The organism is Thioalkalivibrio sp. ALE14 (genome assembly GCF_000376845.1).
Classification (GTDB): domain Bacteria; phylum Pseudomonadota; class Gammaproteobacteria; order Ectothiorhodospirales; family Ectothiorhodospiraceae; genus Thioalkalivibrio.
Genome location: NZ_AQXY01000031.1, coordinates 209,231 through 226,285, shown reverse-complemented (window position 1 = coordinate 226,285; position 17,055 = coordinate 209,231). Strand labels below are relative to the sequence as shown.

The following is a 17,055-nucleotide window of genomic DNA, read 5'->3' as shown; positions in this document are numbered from 1 at the left end:
AGGGCGCACGAGGCCGATTTTCGGGACGGGGAAATCAATCTGTCCCCGGTTTCGATTGATTACAGCAGCGTCGCATTCACGCCAATGGGTTCTGCAGCGGCCACGAGCGTCTCGTCGAGTGAGCAAAGTTCCACGCCGTGGTTGTACGCAATGGCCAGGTGAAGGGCAGCGCCAGCGCGCAACCCGGAGGCATGATCGTCGGCGAAGTGGGCAGCGGTGTGGTAATCGATAGACGAGATCGGCAGGGTCGAGAGCGACGATTCCCGCAACGCCGCAAATGCGCCAAGCACGGTCGCCCGTTCCCGGGGTGTCAGGATCTCCATTCGAACCTTCATGGACAAGGCTGCGGAGAACTCCGTAAGCACCCAGTCACTTATGCACAGCGAACCGGCGCTCTGTGCCGCCAGCCAATTCTGCATATCCTCGGTTCGGGGCTCGCGAGTGAGGGCCGCCACCAGGACGCTGGTATCCAGATAGCGCATCAGTAGCGAGCATCATCACGCATACGACGGATGAAGGTCTCATCGATACTTTTGTGCTGGGTATCCGTGACTGCACGGAGCGCATTCGCATCGATCGGCTTCCTGGGTGCGGTGGCACTGGAAAGGCGCACGACCGCCTTGCCCCGCTTGGTGATGAGGATGGATTCACCTGCAGCAGCACGTTCAGCTAGTTCGCTCAGGTGGGCTTTGGCGTTCGCCAGGCTAACCGTCGGCTCGGGCATTTCGCACCCTCCTGACCATGTAGATGGTCATATCATACCCTGGCCATAACCGTTGCGGAAATGGCCTGGCGCGAGGGACGGGGGTGCAGACGCGGGGCTTGCGGCCGATTGCGGCGGCGAATCCGGCTTATGTCCGCAAAGTGGGTGTCCTCGGGATGGTCCAACCCACCCCGACTGCTTTCGAAAACGCGTTTATAACCAGCCGAGACCTGACAACTAACGATTATTAGAAGTCGGACTATGGTCCTTGAGCCAGTCTTTCAAAGCCGAGTCCATTCGCGTCTGCCAACCCTTTCCCGTCGCGCGGAATGCCTCCACGACGTCTGGCGACAGGCGGATCGTGATACGCTCTTTAGTCACAGGCAGAGGTGGGCGACCGACGCGTCGCAGGGCTTTCGTCTCGTCTTCGGAAGGTTCCCGGGTCTCTGGATCAGCATCGATTCCGGCCTGAATGGACGATTCCTCGTCGGCGTCGTTCAAGACGACGCGCCGACCGCTACGTAGCGTTAGTGATTTCGACATAACGCGCAATCTCCCGGTTGTTGGCTTTGCGCAGGCTGATGATTCGCCGCACGGACGATCGATCGGTGAAAACGACGCAATACAAGCGTTCGCCCATCAAGGCGTACCCGAGCATTCGACGTTCGCCGTAGCTTTTCCGTCGGTCTTCCATGGCCAGGAGCGTATCCCATTCGCGCCCGAGGGCATCGCCGAGTGAGACCCCGTGCTTCGCCAGGTTCGCAGCGTCCTTGTCTGCGTCAAACTCGATCTCCATATACTTATTGTATGCACATTAAATGGAGTGAGCAATTGGCGAGTTGGGTCAGACTCGTGCCCCTGCAAAACGGGGTCGTCTGGAAGGACGTAGCCGCGGCAACAAAGTGGATGTCCCGGCCGACAAAGGAGCGGTCAGATGCCGGTGAGCAGCAAGTCGCAAGCGGCGATGATGGTGTTCCGCTCGTGGGCAAGGCTGACGACCTCGGCGCCAAGCGAATCGCGGGAAACTCCGGCCAGTTCAGCAGTCGACAAGACGACGGGTTGGCCCTCTATGGTGAAGGTCGGGTTGAGGATGCGGGCGGGACGACCAAACGCCTCAGCGTCTACGAGTGGGGCGACCACCACCGTGTCCAGTTCGGAGAGCAGATCGTCCTGAAGTACGAGCAGATAGGGTATCCAGCGCGCGGTGGCTGCGTGCGGGTTGCGATGTACCGCGAACTGCGCCATCAGAAGCGCCGCATCTGATCGCCAAAGCTGCCCTGTTTGGCTACGCGCTGGTTGTATTCTTCGAGGGCCTCCCGATTCTCGGTCAGCCATGCGTCGCGACGGGCGTCGCGCACGGCACGCGCCAGCGATTCCTCGAACAGGCCCGAGAGATTGATGCCGAGCTCTCGCGCCTGGGCCAGAAGGTCGGTATTGACGCTGAGGTTGGTGGCCTTGCGCGGTGCGTCTGTGTTGTACGGGGTCTGGTACACAAAGGCCTCCTGATGCTGCCGATGATAGCGCATATCGTATGCGCATCAGTGATGCGCATCAAGAAGATCTGCTTGGCGACCATCGAGGATGGCATGACAAAGGGCGACAAAGTGGGGCTCGCAGAGAACTCTCCTGGTCTTGATGGCACCGAGTGTCTGCGAATCCCGGCCGTTGGCGTCTGTATGGCGGTCAACGGTGTCAGGCCGCAGGATTGCGGAAGAGCTTGCGGGCGGCCCCGATGCCCCGCAAATAGCGGGTCTGGCGCGCGTCGCACCGTGACAAAGTGGGTGTCCCGGAGAGTTTGGTGTCCCGGAGAGTTTTAGCGCACGAGGCCGATTTTCGGGACGGGGAAAATCAATCTGTCCCCGGTTTCGATTGATTACAGCAGCGTCGCATTCACGCCCATGGGTTCTGCAGCAGCCATGAGCGTCTTGTCGAGTGAGCAAAGTTCCACGCCGTGGTTGTACGCAATGGCCAGGTGAAGTGCGTCGCCCGCGCGCAACCCGGAGGCATGATCGTCGGCGAAGAGGGCAGCGGTGTGGTAATCGATAGACGAGACCGGCACGGTCGAGAGTGACGATTCCCGCAACGCCGCAAATGCACCAAGCACGGTCGCCCGTTCCCGGGGTGTCAGGATCTCCATTCGAACCTTCATGGACAAGGCTGCGGAGAACTCCGTAAGCACCCAGTCACTGATGCATAGCGAATCGGCGCCCTGTGCCGCTAGCCAATCTTGCATATCTGCGGTGCGGGGCTCGCGGGTGAGCGCCGCGACCAGGATGCTGGTGTCCAGATAGCGCATCAGTAGCGAGCGTTGTCGCGGATGTGCCGCATGAAGGTCTCATCGGAACCGTGTTGCTGGGCATCGGTGACTGCACGGAGCGCATTTGCATCAATGGGTTTTTTGGGTGCCGTGGCGCTGGAAAGGCGTACGACGGCCTTGCCTCGCTTGGTGATGAGAATGGATTCACCTGCAGCAGCTCGTTCCGCCAGTTCGCTCAGGTGGGCTTTGGCGTTCGCCAGGCTAACCGTCGGCTCGGGCATTTCGCACTCTCCTGACCATGTAGATGGTCATATCATACCCTGGCCATAACCGTTGCGGAAATGGCCTGGCGCGAGGGACGGGGTGCAGATGCGGGGCTTGAGGCCGATTGCGGCGGCGAATCCGGCTTATCAACAACGTGGGTGTCCCGACGCTATCGGACAGACTCGTGCCCCTGCAAAACGGGGTCGTCTGGAAGGACGTAGCCGCGGCAACAAAGTGGATGTCCCGGCCGACAAAGTGGGTGTCCCAGAGGATTCCCTTAGATTTCGCTGCACCCGGATGGAGTAAAGCTTTCTTTCCATCCGGCTGGAGTGTCCGCGATTTCACATAACCATTGGCCATTGGGCTGCCGGCGCAGTGACAGCATGACACCATTGACGCCTGGACCCACGCGGGCGCTCGCGCCTTCGCCAAGGGTCATGGTGAGGACGAACTCGGTTCCATTGCCAGCCGCGTTGTTATCCTTTGATATTTGACCGAAAGAGGTGTCGACGGTCTGGTCGGACGGTGCCGCACCCGGTACGCCCAGATCCGCCATGTCGGGTGAGTCGGCGCTGGTGACCTGGCCACGCGCGAGTGTATCTTCGACGGCGGTCTTGAGACCGGAGATTTCGTAGAGTGCTGAGTGGATCTGGCTGCGTGCGACATAATCCTGATACAGCGGGATTGCGATGGTGGCCAGGATGCCGATGATCGCAACGACAATCATAAGTTCGATGAGGGTAAATCCATGGGTGCTGTGTTTTGGGGGCATGGCCGGATCTCGCATTGCTTTTGAATCGTCCAGAAATCCTGCAAAATTCGAACCAAGTCAATGTAACATATGGATTTCCTCGGCGGTGCACCCGACCAAGTGATTGTCCGATAGTCGTGGCCCTGGGAACATCGGAATTAAAAAGCGGTTAAGAGATTGGGTCGCCCGTGTGGTAGATAAATCGGGACGTCCCATGGCTGCGACAAAGTGGGTGTCCTAGAGCTTCTCGGTTCCCCGAGCTAGACGCTCTTCAATCGCAAGGAAACTGGGTGTCCTGCAGGGCCTTCAGAGGATGTTCCGTCGGAAGGGTTTCTTTAACGAAAAAGCCCCGGCACGATGGCCGGGGCTCCAGTACTAGGTGGGTGTCCGTACCCGTTGTTTCCTTCGTTTCCTTTGCTCTTTTATACTTCTTCGCAGTTTGAGGGCGTGTAGTTGCTCTTCCAGCCCCCAGGGGTGTTGGAAATTTCGCAATCCCAGCCACCGTTTGTCTGACGCTGAAGAGTGATGATGGCCCCATTTACGGCCGGACCAACAGAGGCGTCAGCGCCGCCACCGAGGGTGATAATGAGTTCAAAGTTGTCGCCATTGTTGCCGTCATCATTGTCTTTAGAGATCTGGCCGAATTGCGTGTCGACGGTTTGCTCGCCAGCCGCTGCACCTGGGGCTCCCAAATCTGCCATGTCTGGGTCATCTGCAGCATCGACGCCGCCGCGGACGATAATTTCCTCAGCTGCCGTTCGGAGTGGAGTGATTTCAGCTAGAGCTGAGCTGACCTGAGATCGTGCTGTATAGTCCTGATACTGCGGAATCGCAATGGCGGCCAGGATGCCGATGATCGCAACCACGATCATCAGTTCGATCAGCGTAAAGCCCTGCTGGGCCTTCGGTTTGTTGATTCCGGTACGCATGGCTTGATGCATGGTGATACTCCCTTGATGTGATGAAAGCGGGGCCGGAGGCCCGGCCGCCCCGTGGGCAGCTGTCTGGGTAGATGCAATGGGTGTGCCAGGGCGAGGGGAATCCGAAGAAACGGCGCTGTGTGGCCATTCGGTGTGGGGTTTGGGTCACAACATGCGGGACATCCAGATGTGTCACGTGACAAAAATGGTCACCCCAAGTGACGCGGGTGGTCAGTTTCTATGGGGGTTTTGTCACTGAAGGCGACCCCGGCTCTTCGCAGCGCGGTGGCCGGTATGGGGGGGTGCGACGGGGTGGATTACGCGCTGGCCGGGGCTTCGCCGCCAAGGCGGCTCCTACAGGGTGGGCAACGCTCTGCCCGACAAGTGGATTGGGTGCGGGTGCGGTTCAGCGCCGGGTGAGGAGATCGGCGGGGCGGAGGATGCGGATGCCGTGGAAAGGATCGAGCTCGAGCAGGTCGGCGTCTCCGGTAACGATGGCATGGGCCTCGCCGTGGACGGCGACTTCGAGGAACTTGTCGTCTTTCGGATCGCGACAGGCCGTGATTGGGGTGGTGATCGTAACGAAGCGTGCAATGCCCCCCAGCAGGCGGATGAACTGCTGTCGCTCCGCCTGGCTGATGTAGGGATCGAATTTGGGGCGCGAGAGAACCTGGACGAGCTCGTCGAGGGTGGCCTCCGAGACCAGGAGGATGCCTCGGTCGAGAGCGTGGTCAACGGCCCGCGCCGCGGGGCCGGATGGAACCAGGAGGCGACTGACGAGCAGGTTCGTGTCCAGTACCCACCGACGCTGCCGGTTGGACTCAGTCATCCGCGAGCAGTTGGTCGAGCTTTTCCTGGGTCAGGCCGGCCGCTTCGGCCTTGCCGCCGATCTGGTCGCAGAACCGGCGGAACTCATTCACGTTCAGGTGGACCAGGCGCTCGTATTCTTCGGGCGAAAGGACCACGGCCACATCGCGTTTCTGGCGCTGGATGATGACGGGCTCCTTGCGCGCGGATTCGATGACGCCGGCCAGGCCCTGCTTGGCTTCGCTTGCACTGACGGTACGCATGCCGGTTTCCTTATGTCTATTAGGTACAGATTGTACAAAATAGTTAGGGGTGGCGCTATCGCCGGCGGTATCGGGTTCAGGCGGTCGGCTCGTGGATTGGACCGCTGATATGTGTCTCGGGGGCTGTTGCCGATTTGGTCGTTGTTCCGGGTGGTCCTCGGTGGTGGTCCGGGATGCGGTGGGTTTCGCTCACCGGTGGAGATCCCGGCTCTTCGCTTCGCTGCGGCCGGGATGACGTGGGCTGCCGGTATGAAGGGGGCAGGCTCGGGCTCGTCGCGGGCCTGGTGGGGCGGTGCTCGAGAGCGGTAACGCGGGGGTGGCGCGGTGCGGGTGTCACACTTTGGCGAGGGCTTCGCGGGCAGGCCTGCTCTCACGAAGGGCGCTCGCCCAGGGCTCTGCCTCCCCAGAGGTCGTTTGCACAGGGGCTTCTTCTACGGTGGTGCGGTGCTGGCATCGCACTCTGGCAGGGGCTTCGCGGGCAAGCCCGCTCCCACGAAGGGCGTTGCCAGAAGGGGGCGCCCGCGGGGAGGGTGATGTTTTGGTGCCGGCCAGGCGTTGGCAGGGGCTTCGCCTGCAAGCAGGCTCCTACGGAGAATGCGAATCAGAGGCCGAGGATGGCGACGGCGGTGGCGAAGTAGATGGTGATGCCGACGACGTCGACGACGGAGGTGATCAGCGGGGCGCTGGCGACGGCGGGGTCGACGCCGAAGCGGGTGAGGGTGAAGGGCAGCAGCAGGCCGAACATGGAGCCGAACAGGACGACCAGAAACATGCCCAGCGCGATGGCGTTGGCGACCTCGAAGCTGCCCAGCCAGTTGCCGGAGAGCCAGATGGCGCCGGCCAGGGTGGCGCCCAGCGCGGACGAGACGAGGATTTCCTTGCCGCCCAGGCGCCACCAGTCCTGGAGCTTGATGTCGTTGGTGGCGAGCGAGCGCACCACCAGGGTGGAGGCCTGGGCGCCCGCGTTCCCGCCGGAGGCGATGACCATGGGGAGGAAGAAGATCAGTGCGACCACGGTCTCGATGGCGGCCTCGAAGTGGGCGATGGCCATGCCGGAGAGGATGTTCACGGCAACCAGGATCACCAGCCAGCCGATGCGCTTGCGGTAGAGCAGCTGCATGCTGGCGTCGCGCAGGGAGAGCACGACGTCGCCGACCGCGGCCATGCGGTGGAAGTCCTCGGTGGTCTCCGCGCGCAACACGTCCATGACGTCGTCGACGGTGATGATGCCGAGGAGGTGGCCGTTGTCGTCCACCACCGGGAGGACGTCCAGGTCGTAGTGGGAGATGCGGTGGGCGGCCTCTTCGCGGTCTTCCTCCGCCGCGATGCTGACGACGTCCGTGTGCATGCGCTCGCGCACGCTGGTGCTGGGGCGTGACAGCAGGAGTTCCTTCAGGCGCACCCAGCCGAGCAGCTCGCCATTGGGCGTGGTCACGAAGATGGTGTTAATGGTCTCGGCGAGGTCGCTGTGTTCGCGCAGGTGGTCCATCGCCTCCGCCACCGACCAGTCTGGCTGCACCGTCGCGAACTCGGGTGTCATCAGGCGCCCGGCACTCTCCTCTGGGTAGCCGAGCAGGGTCTCCAGGGCCTCCTGGTCGTCGTCCGGGAGCGTCTCGAGGAGGGATTCGGCCTGGTCGTCTTCAAGCCCGTCGATCACGGAGACCGCGTCGTCGTAGGACAGTGCCGCCACCAGGCGGCTGGCGTTATCGTCGTCCAGCGCCTGGAAGACCCGCGACTGGTGGTCGGGTTCCAGGTGGGCGTAGATATCCGCCGTGCACTCGACGTCCAGGCGCTGGAAGAACGCCTCCATCTGCTCGGCCGGCAGCGCCTCCAGCGCGTCGGAGAGGTCCGGCGCGGCGTGGCTGGCACAAATCGCCTGCAGGACGTCCGCATCCGGTTCGTCCAGGGCGTCGGCAATGACCTGCCGCAGGGTGTCGAGATCGGGTTCGGTGGCGCTCATGCGCGGGTTCCCCTCAGGGAGACACTGCCCCATGTACACGCTCGCGCTCGAGTCGCTTTTGTGTGCGAACAAGGCGCGGTGACTGCCGTGCAGTCATTCTGCACAAGGGAACCGCAACGCCGTGCGCACGCAAAAGGGGCCGAGCCCCTTCGGGGTTGGCACCCCAGGTTCACCGATCCTGCGTTGCGGCCCTTGCCGGTAGAACCACTACCGGCTGCGCACCGCGCCTTGTCTCGGAAAACCTGGGGTGTCAACGCGAGCGTGTACATGGGGCAGTGTCTCCCTACGGAGTCGCCAGGCCAAGAATAGCCACGGCCAGCGAGAAGTAGATCAGGATACCGCCGATGTCGGCGAGCGAGGTGACCAGTGGGACGCTGGCCGTGGCCGGATCGAGACGGAGCTTGTTCAGGACCACCGGCAGAAGCATGCCGAGGATGCTGGCCACGGTGACGATGACGGTCATGGCCAGGGCGACCAGAAGTGCGATCTCCGGTCCGCCGCGCCAAAGGCCGACGAGTGACACGGCCACCCCCATGCTGACACCCAGGGTCACGGAGACGCCCATCTCCTTGGCCCACAGCTTGAGCCAGTCGCGGGCGGTGACCTCGCCGGTGGCCATGGCACGCACCATCAGCGTGGAGCTCTGCGCGCCGGCGTTACCACCGGAGGCGATCAGCAGTGGCAGGAAGAACACCAGCACCACCACGGCCTCGATGATGTCCTCGTACTGGGAGATCATCAGGGCGCCGATGGTGTTGAAGGCGACCAGGCCCAGCAGCCAGCCAATGCGCTTGCGATAGAGCAGGAACGGGCTGGCGTCCTGCGGCGACAGGGGCAGGGTGCCCACCGAACCCAGCTTGTGGAAGTCCTCGGTGGATTCGGCCTCGATCAGGTCCATCACGTCGTCCACTGTGACCACGCCCAGCAGCTCGCCGGTCTCGCCCACCACCGGGAGGGTCTCGAGGTCGTAGTGCTGGATCCGGCGAGCGGCTTCGACCGCGTCTTCGGAGACGGTGATGGTGATCGGCTCGGCCTCGCCCAGCAGCTCGCGCACCGGGCTGTCCGCACTGGCACGCAGGAAGTGGCGGATGGGGACGGCGGCCAGCAGGACGCGATCCGGGTCGACCACGAAGATCACGTTGTTGGAGTGCTCGTCGGCGTTGCGGCGGATGAACGCGAGCGCACGCTTGAGCGTCCAGTCCGGGTCCACGGCGACCACGTCCGGGGACATCACGCGACCGACCGAGTCTTCCGGGTAGTTGAGCTGCTTGAGCGCGCGGCGGATGGCGCGAAACGGCAGCAGGCGCAGGTAGCCGCGCAGGGTGTCCGGATCCAGGGTCTGCAGCAGGGCGGTGAGGTCGTCCGCCTCCATCTCGGAGAGGATGAAGCGGGCGTCGTCCTTTGGCGAGGCCTCCAGCAGGCGGATCTGGTGCCCGGTGTCGAGGTAGGCGAAGACGTCCGCCTTGCGCCCCGGGGGCAGCAGGTTGAAGACGGCGCACAGGTCCTCGTCGCCCAGCTCCATCAGCGCGTGGGCGATATCCTGCACGCGCATGTAGTCGAGCAGCTCGTGGAGCCCGTCGCGGTCGTCCAGACGCAACAGCTCCTTCAGCTCGATGATGGACTGTTCGAGGTGAAGCTCCATGCCCTTCTCCCGGCGGCATCGGGGCGCTACCAGTGGTCTGTGTTCAGGCACAGGCCCGCGTGGCGCCGCACGGATGCGGTGAATGGTCCAGGGTCGGGTCGGGCTGGTGAGGCCCGGCCGCTCCCGGCTCTTTGATCAAAGAGGCCTGACGGAAGCGACCGGTTGGGGAACGGGCGCTTGCCGCTAGGCGCGGATAGATCGACTGCGTGATCGACGTTTCAAGGCGCGTTCCCGTGTGTGGAGATGCGCCTTATTCTAACGGATGGCGGCCGTCAATCAACCGCTTGTGCAGGGTTTTGAAACATTCATCTACTCTTCATGGTCTGTGTTGGGCCGGAACGTGTGGGGCGTTCGGTGAGCGCTGTTCGCCTGCGAGCAGGCTCCTACAGGGGGCTTCCCCTGCCTTGTAGGAGCCTGCTTGCAGGCGAACAACTCGGCGTCTCTCTGACGCCACCATTGGTGTATCAATAAAGGCGTATACGATGGAGCAACAAGGCTCGGTAGAAGACGCGGTGTTGTCGCTGACCGATGTGGCGTTTGCCTACCCCGGCGAGGGCGAGGTGCTGCACGGCGTGGATTTCGAGCTGGGCGCCGGGGAGCGCGTGGCGATCGTCGGCGAGAGCGGGAGCGGCAAGTCCACCCTGTTGCACCTGGCGGCCGGCCTGGAGGCGGCGGATCGTGGCGAGGTGCACCTGGCGGGCGAAGCGCTCGCGGGCCTCGACGAGGCGGCGCGCACGCGGCTGCGGCGGGCCCGCGTGGGGATCGTGTTCCAGTCGTTCCACCTGATCCCGACGCTCACGGTGCTGGAGAACGTGATGCTGCCGCTGGAGCTGGCGACGAAGGCCGGCGCGGCCGAGCGCCGTGAGCGCGCCGCCCGACAGCTGGCGGCGGTGGGGCTTGCAGACAAGGAGGCGCGGTATCCGGAGGCGCTGTCCGGGGGCGAGCAGCAACGTGTCGCGATTGCCCGGGCGCTGGTGCACGAGCCGGCGCTGATCCTGGCGGACGAGCCCACCGGCAACCTCGACTCGCGCACCGGCGAGACGGTCTTCGCCTTGCTGCTGGAGCAGGTGCGGGCGACCGGGTGCTCGTTGTTGCTGGTGACCCACAGTCACGAGCTGGCGCGCCGGCTGGACCGGGTGCTGACGATGCGTGATGGCATCCTGCAAGCCGTGGATTCGGCGGAAGCGGCTTCGGCATGAGCGGTCTGGTTCTGCGCGCGTGGCTGCGCGACTGGCGTCGGCGGCCATTGCAGCGCTTGCTGACGTTGGTGGGGGTGATCATCGGCGTGGCGGTCGTGCTCGCGGTGGACCTGGCGAACCAGTCGGCCCAGCGGGCCTTCGACCGCTCGATGGACGAGGTGGCGGGGGCCGCCACGCACCAGGTACTGGGGCCGGCGAGTGGGTTCGACGAGGCCTTCTATCGCGATCTGCGCATGGCCGGGTGGCGGGACACGGCGCCGATCGTGGAGGGGCCGGCGCGGTTGCCGGATGGCACCACGATCTATGTGCTCGGGGTAGATCCCCTGGCCGAAGGGCCGTTTCGCGGGACCGCGTCGGATATCGGTGATGCGCCGGTGCAACGCCTGGTGACCGAGCCGGGGACGATCCTGCCGCCAGCGAGCTGGTTCCGCGACTCGGGGCCTGCACACGAGGCCCGTGTGACGCTGGAGGCGGCAGGCGGCACGCGCGAGGTGACCGTGATCGACCGGGCTGCTGAACGCGAGGCGCCGGACGCGGAGGAAGACAGGATCGCGGGCGGTTCGCTCTGGGTGACGGATATGGCCACGGCGCAGGTGCTGCTGGATCGGCTGGGGCGTCTGGACCGGATCGACGTGCGGTTGGCGGAGGCCGAAGTCGACGCGCTCCGCGACGCCCTGCCCGCCGAACTGGAGCTGGTGCCGGTGGAGAGTCGCGGGCAGGCCGCGCGCGAGCTGGCGCAGGCGTTTCGCATCAACCTGACGGCGATGAGTTTGCTGGCACTGCTGATCGCGGCGTTCCTGATCTACAACACGCAGACCTTTGCCGTACTCCGGCGGCGCGAAGTGATCGCCAGCCTGCGCCTGGTGGGTGTGGGCCGGCGGGCAATCTTCGGCGTGGTGCTGCTGGAGGCGTTGCTGGTCGGCGTGATCGGCACGCTGCTTGGCGCGTTGCTGGGTATTGCACTGGCGCAGGTGCTGGTCGCACAGGTGGCCCAGACGGTCACGGACCACTTTTTTGCGGTGGCGGTGACCGGGGTGACGCCGCGGCCGCTGGCCCTGGCGGCGGTGTTCCTGCTGGGGGTGGGGCTTTCGCTGGCGGCGGCGATGGCCCCCGCCTGGGAGGCGGCCCGCACGGCCGGCCCCGGCGGCAGTGGGCGCGGCGGGCTGGAGCGCCGCGCGCGTAGCTGGGCCGCATGGCTGGCACTGGTATCCCTCGTGCTGCTGCTTGCCGGGTCGGGCCTGATCGTTACCGGGGCGGGGGCGCTGGTTGGCGGCTTCGTGGCGCTGTTCCTGCTGATCGCCGGTTTTGTTCTGTTGCTGCCCTGGGTGCTGGTCTGGACCCTTCGTGGTCTGGCGGTGCTGGTGCGCGGGGTGACGCTGCCGCGTATTGCGGTGCGCAGTCTGGAGCGCAGCCTGTCGCGCAGTGCGCCCGCGACCTCGGCACTGACGCTGGCGCTGGCCGCCGCCATCGGCGTGGCGGTGATGGTCGGCAGCTTTCGCGGGAGCGTGGAGCAGTGGCTGGGGCAGGCGCTAACGTCGGATCTGTACGTGGTGCCCGCCGCGCCGGCATCGGCACGCGCCGGCGCGCGTCTGCCCCAGGACTGGACCGCCGACCTGGTGGCCCGGTCGGGGGCGGTGTCGGTGAGTACGGGTTCCAGCCAGGAGGTCGTCAGCGATCACGGGCTGGTCGATCTCTACGTGGTTCGTCCGCATGCCGACTGGCTGGAATACTTGCCGTTGCTGGAGGCGGAGGCGCCTCGCGAGCCGCTGGGGCACCGGCTGGCGACGGAGGACGCGGTGCTGGTGACCGAGCCATTTGCCGCGCATCACGGCGTGGAACCGGGGGATCGGTTGTCGCTGGCGGTGCCCGGTGGGCAACGCGCCTTCGAGGTTCCCGGGATCTACCGCGACTATGGCAATCCCAGCGGGACGGTGTTGATGACGCAGGCGGCCTTCGCGCGCGGGGGCGTGCCCCCGGACGGGGTGGGCTCGTTCGGGCTGCGCCTGCCGGACGGGGCCAACGCGGAGCAGGCGGTGGAGCAGCTGGAGGCGTGGCTGGCGGAGCAGGACCATGCGGCGCTGGTGACCCGGCCGGGGGATATCGAGCAGGAGTCGATGGCGATCTTCGACCGGACCTTTGCGATCACGCATCTGCTGCGGGTGATCACGCTGGTGGTGGCCTTCATCGCGATCCTGGGCGCCCTGATCGCGTTGCAGATGGAACGGGCGCGCGAATTCGCCACGCTGCGCAGCCTCGGGCTGTTGCCCGGGGGCGTGCGCGCCCTGGTGGTCCTGCAGGGCGGGGTGCTGGGGGCGTTTGCCGCCCTGTCGGCGATCCCGCTGGGGCTGGGGATGGGCTGGTTGCTGATCGAGGTGATCAACCGCGAGGCCTTTGGCTGGGGCATGGACCTGCGGCTGTCCTGGGCCGAGGTCGGGGAGACCGTCCTGCTGGGCGTAGGGGCTGCATTGCTGGCGTCGGTGATCCCCGCCTGGCGGATGGCGCGGATGCGGCTGGTGCCGGCGTTACGGGAGACGCCGTGATGCGGTGGTTGAATCCTGTAGGAGCCTGCTTGCAGGCGAATGTTTTGGGTCAGGGTCCAGCGCGGGCAGGGGCTTCGCCTGCAAGCAGGCTCCTACGGGGGCTGCGCCTGAGGGTGGTTATGGTGTTGATGATGGTGGGGGTGCTGGCCGCGTGCGGGGGTGGGGAGCCGCCGGAGTCGGATGATTCGGGGGTGACCGGACTGCGGGTGAGCGAGGCCCTCGGGGGTGAGGACACCACGGGCTTTCGCCGCGCGGATGCGCCGCGGGCCTTCGAATTTCCGCGCGATCACGGGCCGCATCCGGGGTTTCGCAACGAGTGGTGGTATGTGACCGGGAATCTCGACGGGCCGGAGGGCGAGCGCTTCGGGTTCCATGTGACGTTCTTCCGTGTGGGGCTCGCGCCGGGGCTAGCAGGGGATGCGGTCTGGCACGCGTCGGCCTGGGCCAGCCCCGATCTGTGGATGGTGCATACGGCTGTGCTGGACCGTGACGCGGGGTTTCACGCATCCGAGGAGCGGTTCGTGCGCGATGGCGGGGGGCTGGCCGGAGCCACCACGCCGGTAGGGCGTGTCTGGGCCGAAGACTGGGAACTGGCCGGGCTGGACGGGGAGCGCTGGACGCTGCGCTTTACCGTGGAGGACTACGTGCTGTCTCTGGAACTGGAGCCGGTTCGCGAGCCGGTGCTGCAGGGCGATGCCGGCCTGAGCCAGAAGGGGTCGGAGCCGGGCGATGCGTCCTATTACTACTCGATGCCGCGTATCGCGGTGGTGGGCGAGGTTCGCCGTGCGGCCGGGACGGAGCTGGACGTGACCGGGCAGGCGTGGATGGACCGCGAATGGAGCACCAGTGCGCTGGCGGAGGATCAGGAGGGTTGGAATTGGTTTGCGCTGCAGCTGGATGACGGGCTGGACGTGATGTACTACCAGTTGTGCCGGCCCGATGGCACGCCGCATGAGTTATCGAAAGGTCGCTGGATGCCGGCGGATGCCCGGGACGCCCTGCTGGAGCCGGAGCAGGTGCAGCTCGAACCCACCCGCTACGCGACCCAGCCGTCCGGCAACCGCTATCCGGTGGAATGGTCCATGCGCATCGAGCCTTCGGACGGCGGGCCTGTGCGGGAGTGGACCGTGGTTGCGGTGCGCGACGAGCAGGAGATGGACACCGTGGTCCGTTATTGGGAAGGGGCGGTGGATATTCTCGACGCGGATGGCGAGCCGATCGGCCGGGGCTTCGTGGAGCTGACTGGGTACGAGGGCAACTAAGCCGTTTTCACCACAGAGGACACAGAGGACACGGAAACAGCCAGGTCAAAATCGATTAACAGGAAGACGGGAAGCCTGGAAGGGTTGTTGTGGGGAGCCCGGGCACCCCCAGCGCCCGAGGGCTGAGCCTGCCTCCGACGCAGCACTGCCGGACCTAAAAAACCTTCCGATCTTCCAATCTTCCTGTGAATGCTTTTCGCTTCTGACCTGGCTGTTCTCCGTGTCCTCTGTGGTGCAACAGGGCTGCTTGCAGGAGAGGGGTGGCGCGAGGCCACCCCGGGGGTTACCAGTCGAGGGCTTCGTGGCTCGGGTCGAGGTCGAAGTCGTCCTGGGGGTGGGCGCGCAGGGCGCGTTCTTCCATCAGGCGTTCCAGAGTGCGGCGGGCGGCGTGACGCGCCGGGCCGCGGTCGTTGACGAGCTGGTTGTCGAACAGGCTGGCGATCTCGTCGGCACCATCGGCCGCGTAGTCGATCGTCGGATCCATTGTCGGGTCTCCTGACAAGCCGGCCGGGCCACCCCGGACTGCGGTATCAGAAAAGCCTTATATATCGTTCCGGCCGGTTCGCAAGCAGAAAATTCTTATTGTTCTGCGAATCGGCTTATGGTTCTCGGGTGGCGAACTCGGGCGTCCGTGGCTGGTCCATCGTGCACGAGTGGCGGCGCTTTCCGTCGCCACCAGAATCATTCGCGAGGGCAGGCCATGCTGATCCGCACCCGACGTCGTTCCGATTGTTCCCGCAGCGAGATTACCCCGCCGGAGGTCTACGCGCTCCGGCGCGAGTTCCTGCGCACGGGGATCGGGCTCGGCGCGGGCCTCGCGCTCGGGGGGCTGGGCATGGCGTTGCCGGCATCCGCTGCGCTGCGGGGCTATCCGCTGGAGTTCGAGGCCAGCGATTTCTCGACCGACGAGTCGAAGACCTCCTATGACGAGGTCACCAGCTACAACAACTTCTTCGAGATGGGCCCGGGCAAAGGAGATCCGAAGACCTACGCCGACCAGCTCAAGACCGATCCGTGGACGATTACGGTGGACGGGTTGTGCGACAACCCGGGTGAATACGCGGTGGAGGACTTCATCAGCCCGTGGTCGTTGGAGGAGCGCATCTACCGCATGCGCTGTGTCGAGGGCTGGTCGATGGTGATCCCGTGGATCGGCTTCGAGCTGAACCGCATCATCGAGAAGGCCGCTCCCCGAAGTGATGCGCGCTACGTGGCCTTCGAGAGCATCTACGACCCGGACAACCTGCGCGGCCAGCGCCGGCGGGGCAGTGGCGGGCTGGAATGGCCCTACACGGAAGGTTTGCGCCTGGACGAGGCGATGCATCCGCTGACTATCCTGTCGGTGGGCCTGTACGACGAGGTGTTGCCCAACCAGAACGGTGCGCCGATCCGGCTGGTGGTGCCGTGGAAGTACGGGTTCAAGAGCATCAAGTCGATCCAGCACATCCGGTTTGTCGAGGAGCAGCCACCGACGCTGTGGAATCAGGCGCAGCCCGACGAGTACGGCTTCTACAGCAACGTGAACCCGGACGTGGATCATCCGCGCTGGTCGCAGCGTACGGAGCGCCGTATCGGTGAATTCCGGCGTCGGCGCACGGAGATGTTCAATGGCTACGGCGATGAGGTGGCGTCGCTGTACGAGGGCATGGACCTGCGCGAGCATTTCTGACGGGATGATGGCATGACCGCCACAACCCGCCGGGCACGGGCCCGCCCGCCAACCGGCGTCTGGTGGGCGGTTCTGATGGTGGCGCTGCTGCCGGCCATGTGGATCGGCCTGCGAACCCTTGGCTGGTTTGGCGGACTGGGTGTGAACCCGATCGAGAAGCTGCTGGAGCTGTCCGGAACCCACGCGATGATTGCGCTGCTGGTGGCACTGGCGGTGACGCCAGTGCGACAGATGACGGGGGTCGTGTGGATTACCCGCCTGCGGCGGATGCTGGGGCTGGTCGCGTTCGGCTACGTGACTGCGCATGCCCTGATCTGGCTGGGCGTGGACCTTTTCTTCGACTGGGAGCTGGTGCTCTACGACCTGACGGAGCGCCCGTTCGTGATGGTCGGCTTCGCCGCCTGGGTGATCCTGCTGATGCTAACGCTGACTTCCACCGACGGTGCCCAGCGCTGGCTGAAGAAGCGGTGGGTGTGGCTGCACCGCGGGGTGTATATGGCCGGCGTGCTGGCGGTACTGCACTTCCTGTGGCTGGCGCGGGCGGACTATGCCGAGGTCGCGTTGTACGCGGCCATCCTGGCCTTCCTGCTCGGTTGGCGCATCGTCTACCGCTGGCAGACCCGCCGCCGTATTCACGCCCACCGCCGCGCGCCTGCCTGAAGGTCTAGGTCAAGGGCGTTTCACAGGAAGATGGGAAGACAGGAAGGTTTTGATTGCGGGGGCCGAGATTTCGCCCACCGCGCGATGCTAGCCGCCGCGCCGGGGATGCCACCTCACCAATAACCCTTCCTAACTTCCCATCTTCCTGTTAACGCTTT

Annotated in this window: 20 protein-coding genes; 5 read left to right on the top strand and 15 right to left on the bottom strand. The window is 64.9% G+C overall.

The genetic code is table 11. The annotated features are described in order from the left end of the window. Nucleotides 1–59 precede the first annotated feature (59 nt). From F572_RS0113945 to mgtE (F572_RS0113885), 14 genes are all read right to left on the bottom strand, one after another. Entirely contained in the window at nucleotides 60–482 is a 423-nt protein-coding gene (locus F572_RS0113945) for a type II toxin-antitoxin system VapC family toxin (protein WP_017942084.1), read from the bottom strand. Beyond that, nucleotides 482–724, bottom strand: a complete 243-nt coding sequence (locus tag F572_RS0113940) for a type II toxin-antitoxin system Phd/YefM family antitoxin (RefSeq protein ID WP_017942083.1) — start codon at nucleotides 722–724, stop codon at nucleotides 482–484. Before F572_RS0113940 ends, F572_RS0113945 begins: the two co-directional genes overlap by 1 nt. A 216-nt stretch (nucleotides 725–940) precedes the next feature. Further along, entirely contained in the window at nucleotides 941–1,246 is a 306-nt protein-coding gene (locus tag F572_RS15520) for a BrnA antitoxin family protein (protein ID WP_081602023.1), read from the bottom strand. Beyond that, nucleotides 1,221–1,499, bottom strand: coding sequence for a BrnT family toxin (locus F572_RS0113935; RefSeq protein ID WP_017942082.1), 279 nt, complete (start codon nucleotides 1,497–1,499; stop codon nucleotides 1,221–1,223). The genes F572_RS15520 and F572_RS0113935 overlap by 26 nt, the downstream gene beginning before the upstream one ends. A gap of 134 nt (nucleotides 1,500–1,633) precedes the next feature. Beyond that, nucleotides 1,634–1,948 (bottom strand): CcdB family protein, encoded by a 315-nt coding sequence (locus F572_RS0113930; protein WP_017942081.1) that lies wholly within the window; start codon nucleotides 1,946–1,948, stop codon nucleotides 1,634–1,636. Beyond that, the gene (locus F572_RS0113925; RefSeq protein WP_017942080.1) at nucleotides 1,948–2,229 is read right to left on the bottom strand and encodes a type II toxin-antitoxin system CcdA family antitoxin; all 282 of its coding nucleotides are present in this window, start codon (nucleotides 2,227–2,229) and stop codon (nucleotides 1,948–1,950) included. The genes F572_RS0113930 and F572_RS0113925 overlap by 1 nt, the downstream gene beginning before the upstream one ends. Before the next feature lie 347 nt (nucleotides 2,230–2,576). Beyond that, on the bottom strand, nucleotides 2,577–2,999 hold the full coding sequence (locus F572_RS0113920; protein ID WP_017942079.1) for a type II toxin-antitoxin system VapC family toxin: 423 nt from the start codon (nucleotides 2,997–2,999) through the stop codon (nucleotides 2,577–2,579). Next, nucleotides 2,999–3,241, bottom strand: coding sequence for a type II toxin-antitoxin system Phd/YefM family antitoxin (locus F572_RS0113915; protein ID WP_017942078.1), 243 nt, complete (start codon nucleotides 3,239–3,241; stop codon nucleotides 2,999–3,001). The genes F572_RS0113920 and F572_RS0113915 overlap by 1 nt, the downstream gene beginning before the upstream one ends. Nucleotides 3,242–3,501: 260 nt before the next feature. Next, a complete protein-coding gene (locus tag F572_RS0113910) occupies nucleotides 3,502–4,011 on the bottom strand; it encodes a pilin (protein WP_017942077.1) in 510 nt (169 codons plus the stop codon). A 386-nt stretch (nucleotides 4,012–4,397) separates the two neighbouring features. Then, nucleotides 4,398–4,916 (bottom strand): pilin, encoded by a 519-nt coding sequence (locus F572_RS0113905; protein WP_017942076.1) that lies wholly within the window; start codon nucleotides 4,914–4,916, stop codon nucleotides 4,398–4,400. Nucleotides 4,917–5,301: 385 nt separating this feature from the next. Further along, nucleotides 5,302–5,724: a putative toxin-antitoxin system toxin component, PIN family gene (locus tag F572_RS0113900; protein ID WP_017942075.1), complete on the bottom strand. Its 423-nt coding sequence runs from the start codon at nucleotides 5,722–5,724 to the stop codon at nucleotides 5,302–5,304. Continuing rightward, a complete protein-coding gene (locus tag F572_RS0113895) occupies nucleotides 5,717–5,965 on the bottom strand; it encodes a type II toxin-antitoxin system Phd/YefM family antitoxin (protein WP_017942074.1) in 249 nt (82 codons plus the stop codon). Before F572_RS0113895 ends, F572_RS0113900 begins: the two co-directional genes overlap by 8 nt. A 601-nt stretch (nucleotides 5,966–6,566) precedes the next feature. Then, nucleotides 6,567–7,925, bottom strand: a complete 1,359-nt coding sequence (mgtE, locus tag F572_RS0113890; RefSeq protein ID WP_017942073.1) for a magnesium transporter — start codon at nucleotides 7,923–7,925, stop codon at nucleotides 6,567–6,569. Between the two features lie 283 nt (nucleotides 7,926–8,208). Continuing rightward, on the bottom strand, nucleotides 8,209–9,567 hold the full coding sequence (mgtE, locus tag F572_RS0113885) for a magnesium transporter (protein ID WP_017942072.1): 1,359 nt from the start codon (nucleotides 9,565–9,567) through the stop codon (nucleotides 8,209–8,211). 482 nt (nucleotides 9,568–10,049) lie between these two features. Here mgtE (F572_RS0113885) and F572_RS0113880 point away from each other — a divergent pair, with 482 nt between their 5' ends. The 3 genes from F572_RS0113880 (at nucleotide 10,050) to F572_RS0113870 (ending at nucleotide 14,568) form a co-directional block, all read left to right on the top strand. Continuing rightward, a complete protein-coding gene (locus tag F572_RS0113880) occupies nucleotides 10,050–10,766 on the top strand; it encodes an ABC transporter ATP-binding protein (protein ID WP_017942071.1) in 717 nt (238 codons plus the stop codon). After that, a complete protein-coding gene (locus F572_RS0113875) occupies nucleotides 10,763–13,306 on the top strand; it encodes an FtsX-like permease family protein (RefSeq protein WP_017942070.1) in 2,544 nt (847 codons plus the stop codon). Before F572_RS0113880 ends, F572_RS0113875 begins: the two co-directional genes overlap by 4 nt. A 119-nt stretch (nucleotides 13,307–13,425) precedes the next feature. After that, nucleotides 13,426–14,568 carry a lipocalin-like domain-containing protein gene (locus tag F572_RS0113870; protein ID WP_017942069.1) on the top strand — a complete coding sequence of 381 codons (1,143 nt, stop codon included), beginning with the start codon at nucleotides 13,426–13,428 and terminating at the stop codon, nucleotides 14,566–14,568. Nucleotides 14,569–14,851: 283 nt separating this feature from the next. Here the strand turns inward: F572_RS0113870 and F572_RS0113865 are convergent, their stop codons facing one another. Next, the gene (locus F572_RS0113865; protein WP_017942068.1) at nucleotides 14,852–15,052 is read right to left on the bottom strand and encodes a hypothetical protein; all 201 of its coding nucleotides are present in this window, start codon (nucleotides 15,050–15,052) and stop codon (nucleotides 14,852–14,854) included. A 216-nt stretch (nucleotides 15,053–15,268) separates the two neighbouring features. On the opposite strand from F572_RS0113865, the gene msrP reads away from it, so the two are divergent. Continuing rightward, complete coding sequence (msrP, locus tag F572_RS0113860; RefSeq protein WP_017942067.1) at nucleotides 15,269–16,237, top strand: protein-methionine-sulfoxide reductase catalytic subunit MsrP; 969 nt, start codon at nucleotides 15,269–15,271, stop codon at nucleotides 16,235–16,237. A 12-nt stretch (nucleotides 16,238–16,249) separates the two neighbouring features. Further along, complete coding sequence (locus F572_RS0113855; RefSeq protein WP_017942066.1) at nucleotides 16,250–16,897, top strand: sulfite oxidase heme-binding subunit YedZ; 648 nt, start codon at nucleotides 16,250–16,252, stop codon at nucleotides 16,895–16,897. Nucleotides 16,898–17,055 lie beyond the last annotated feature (158 nt).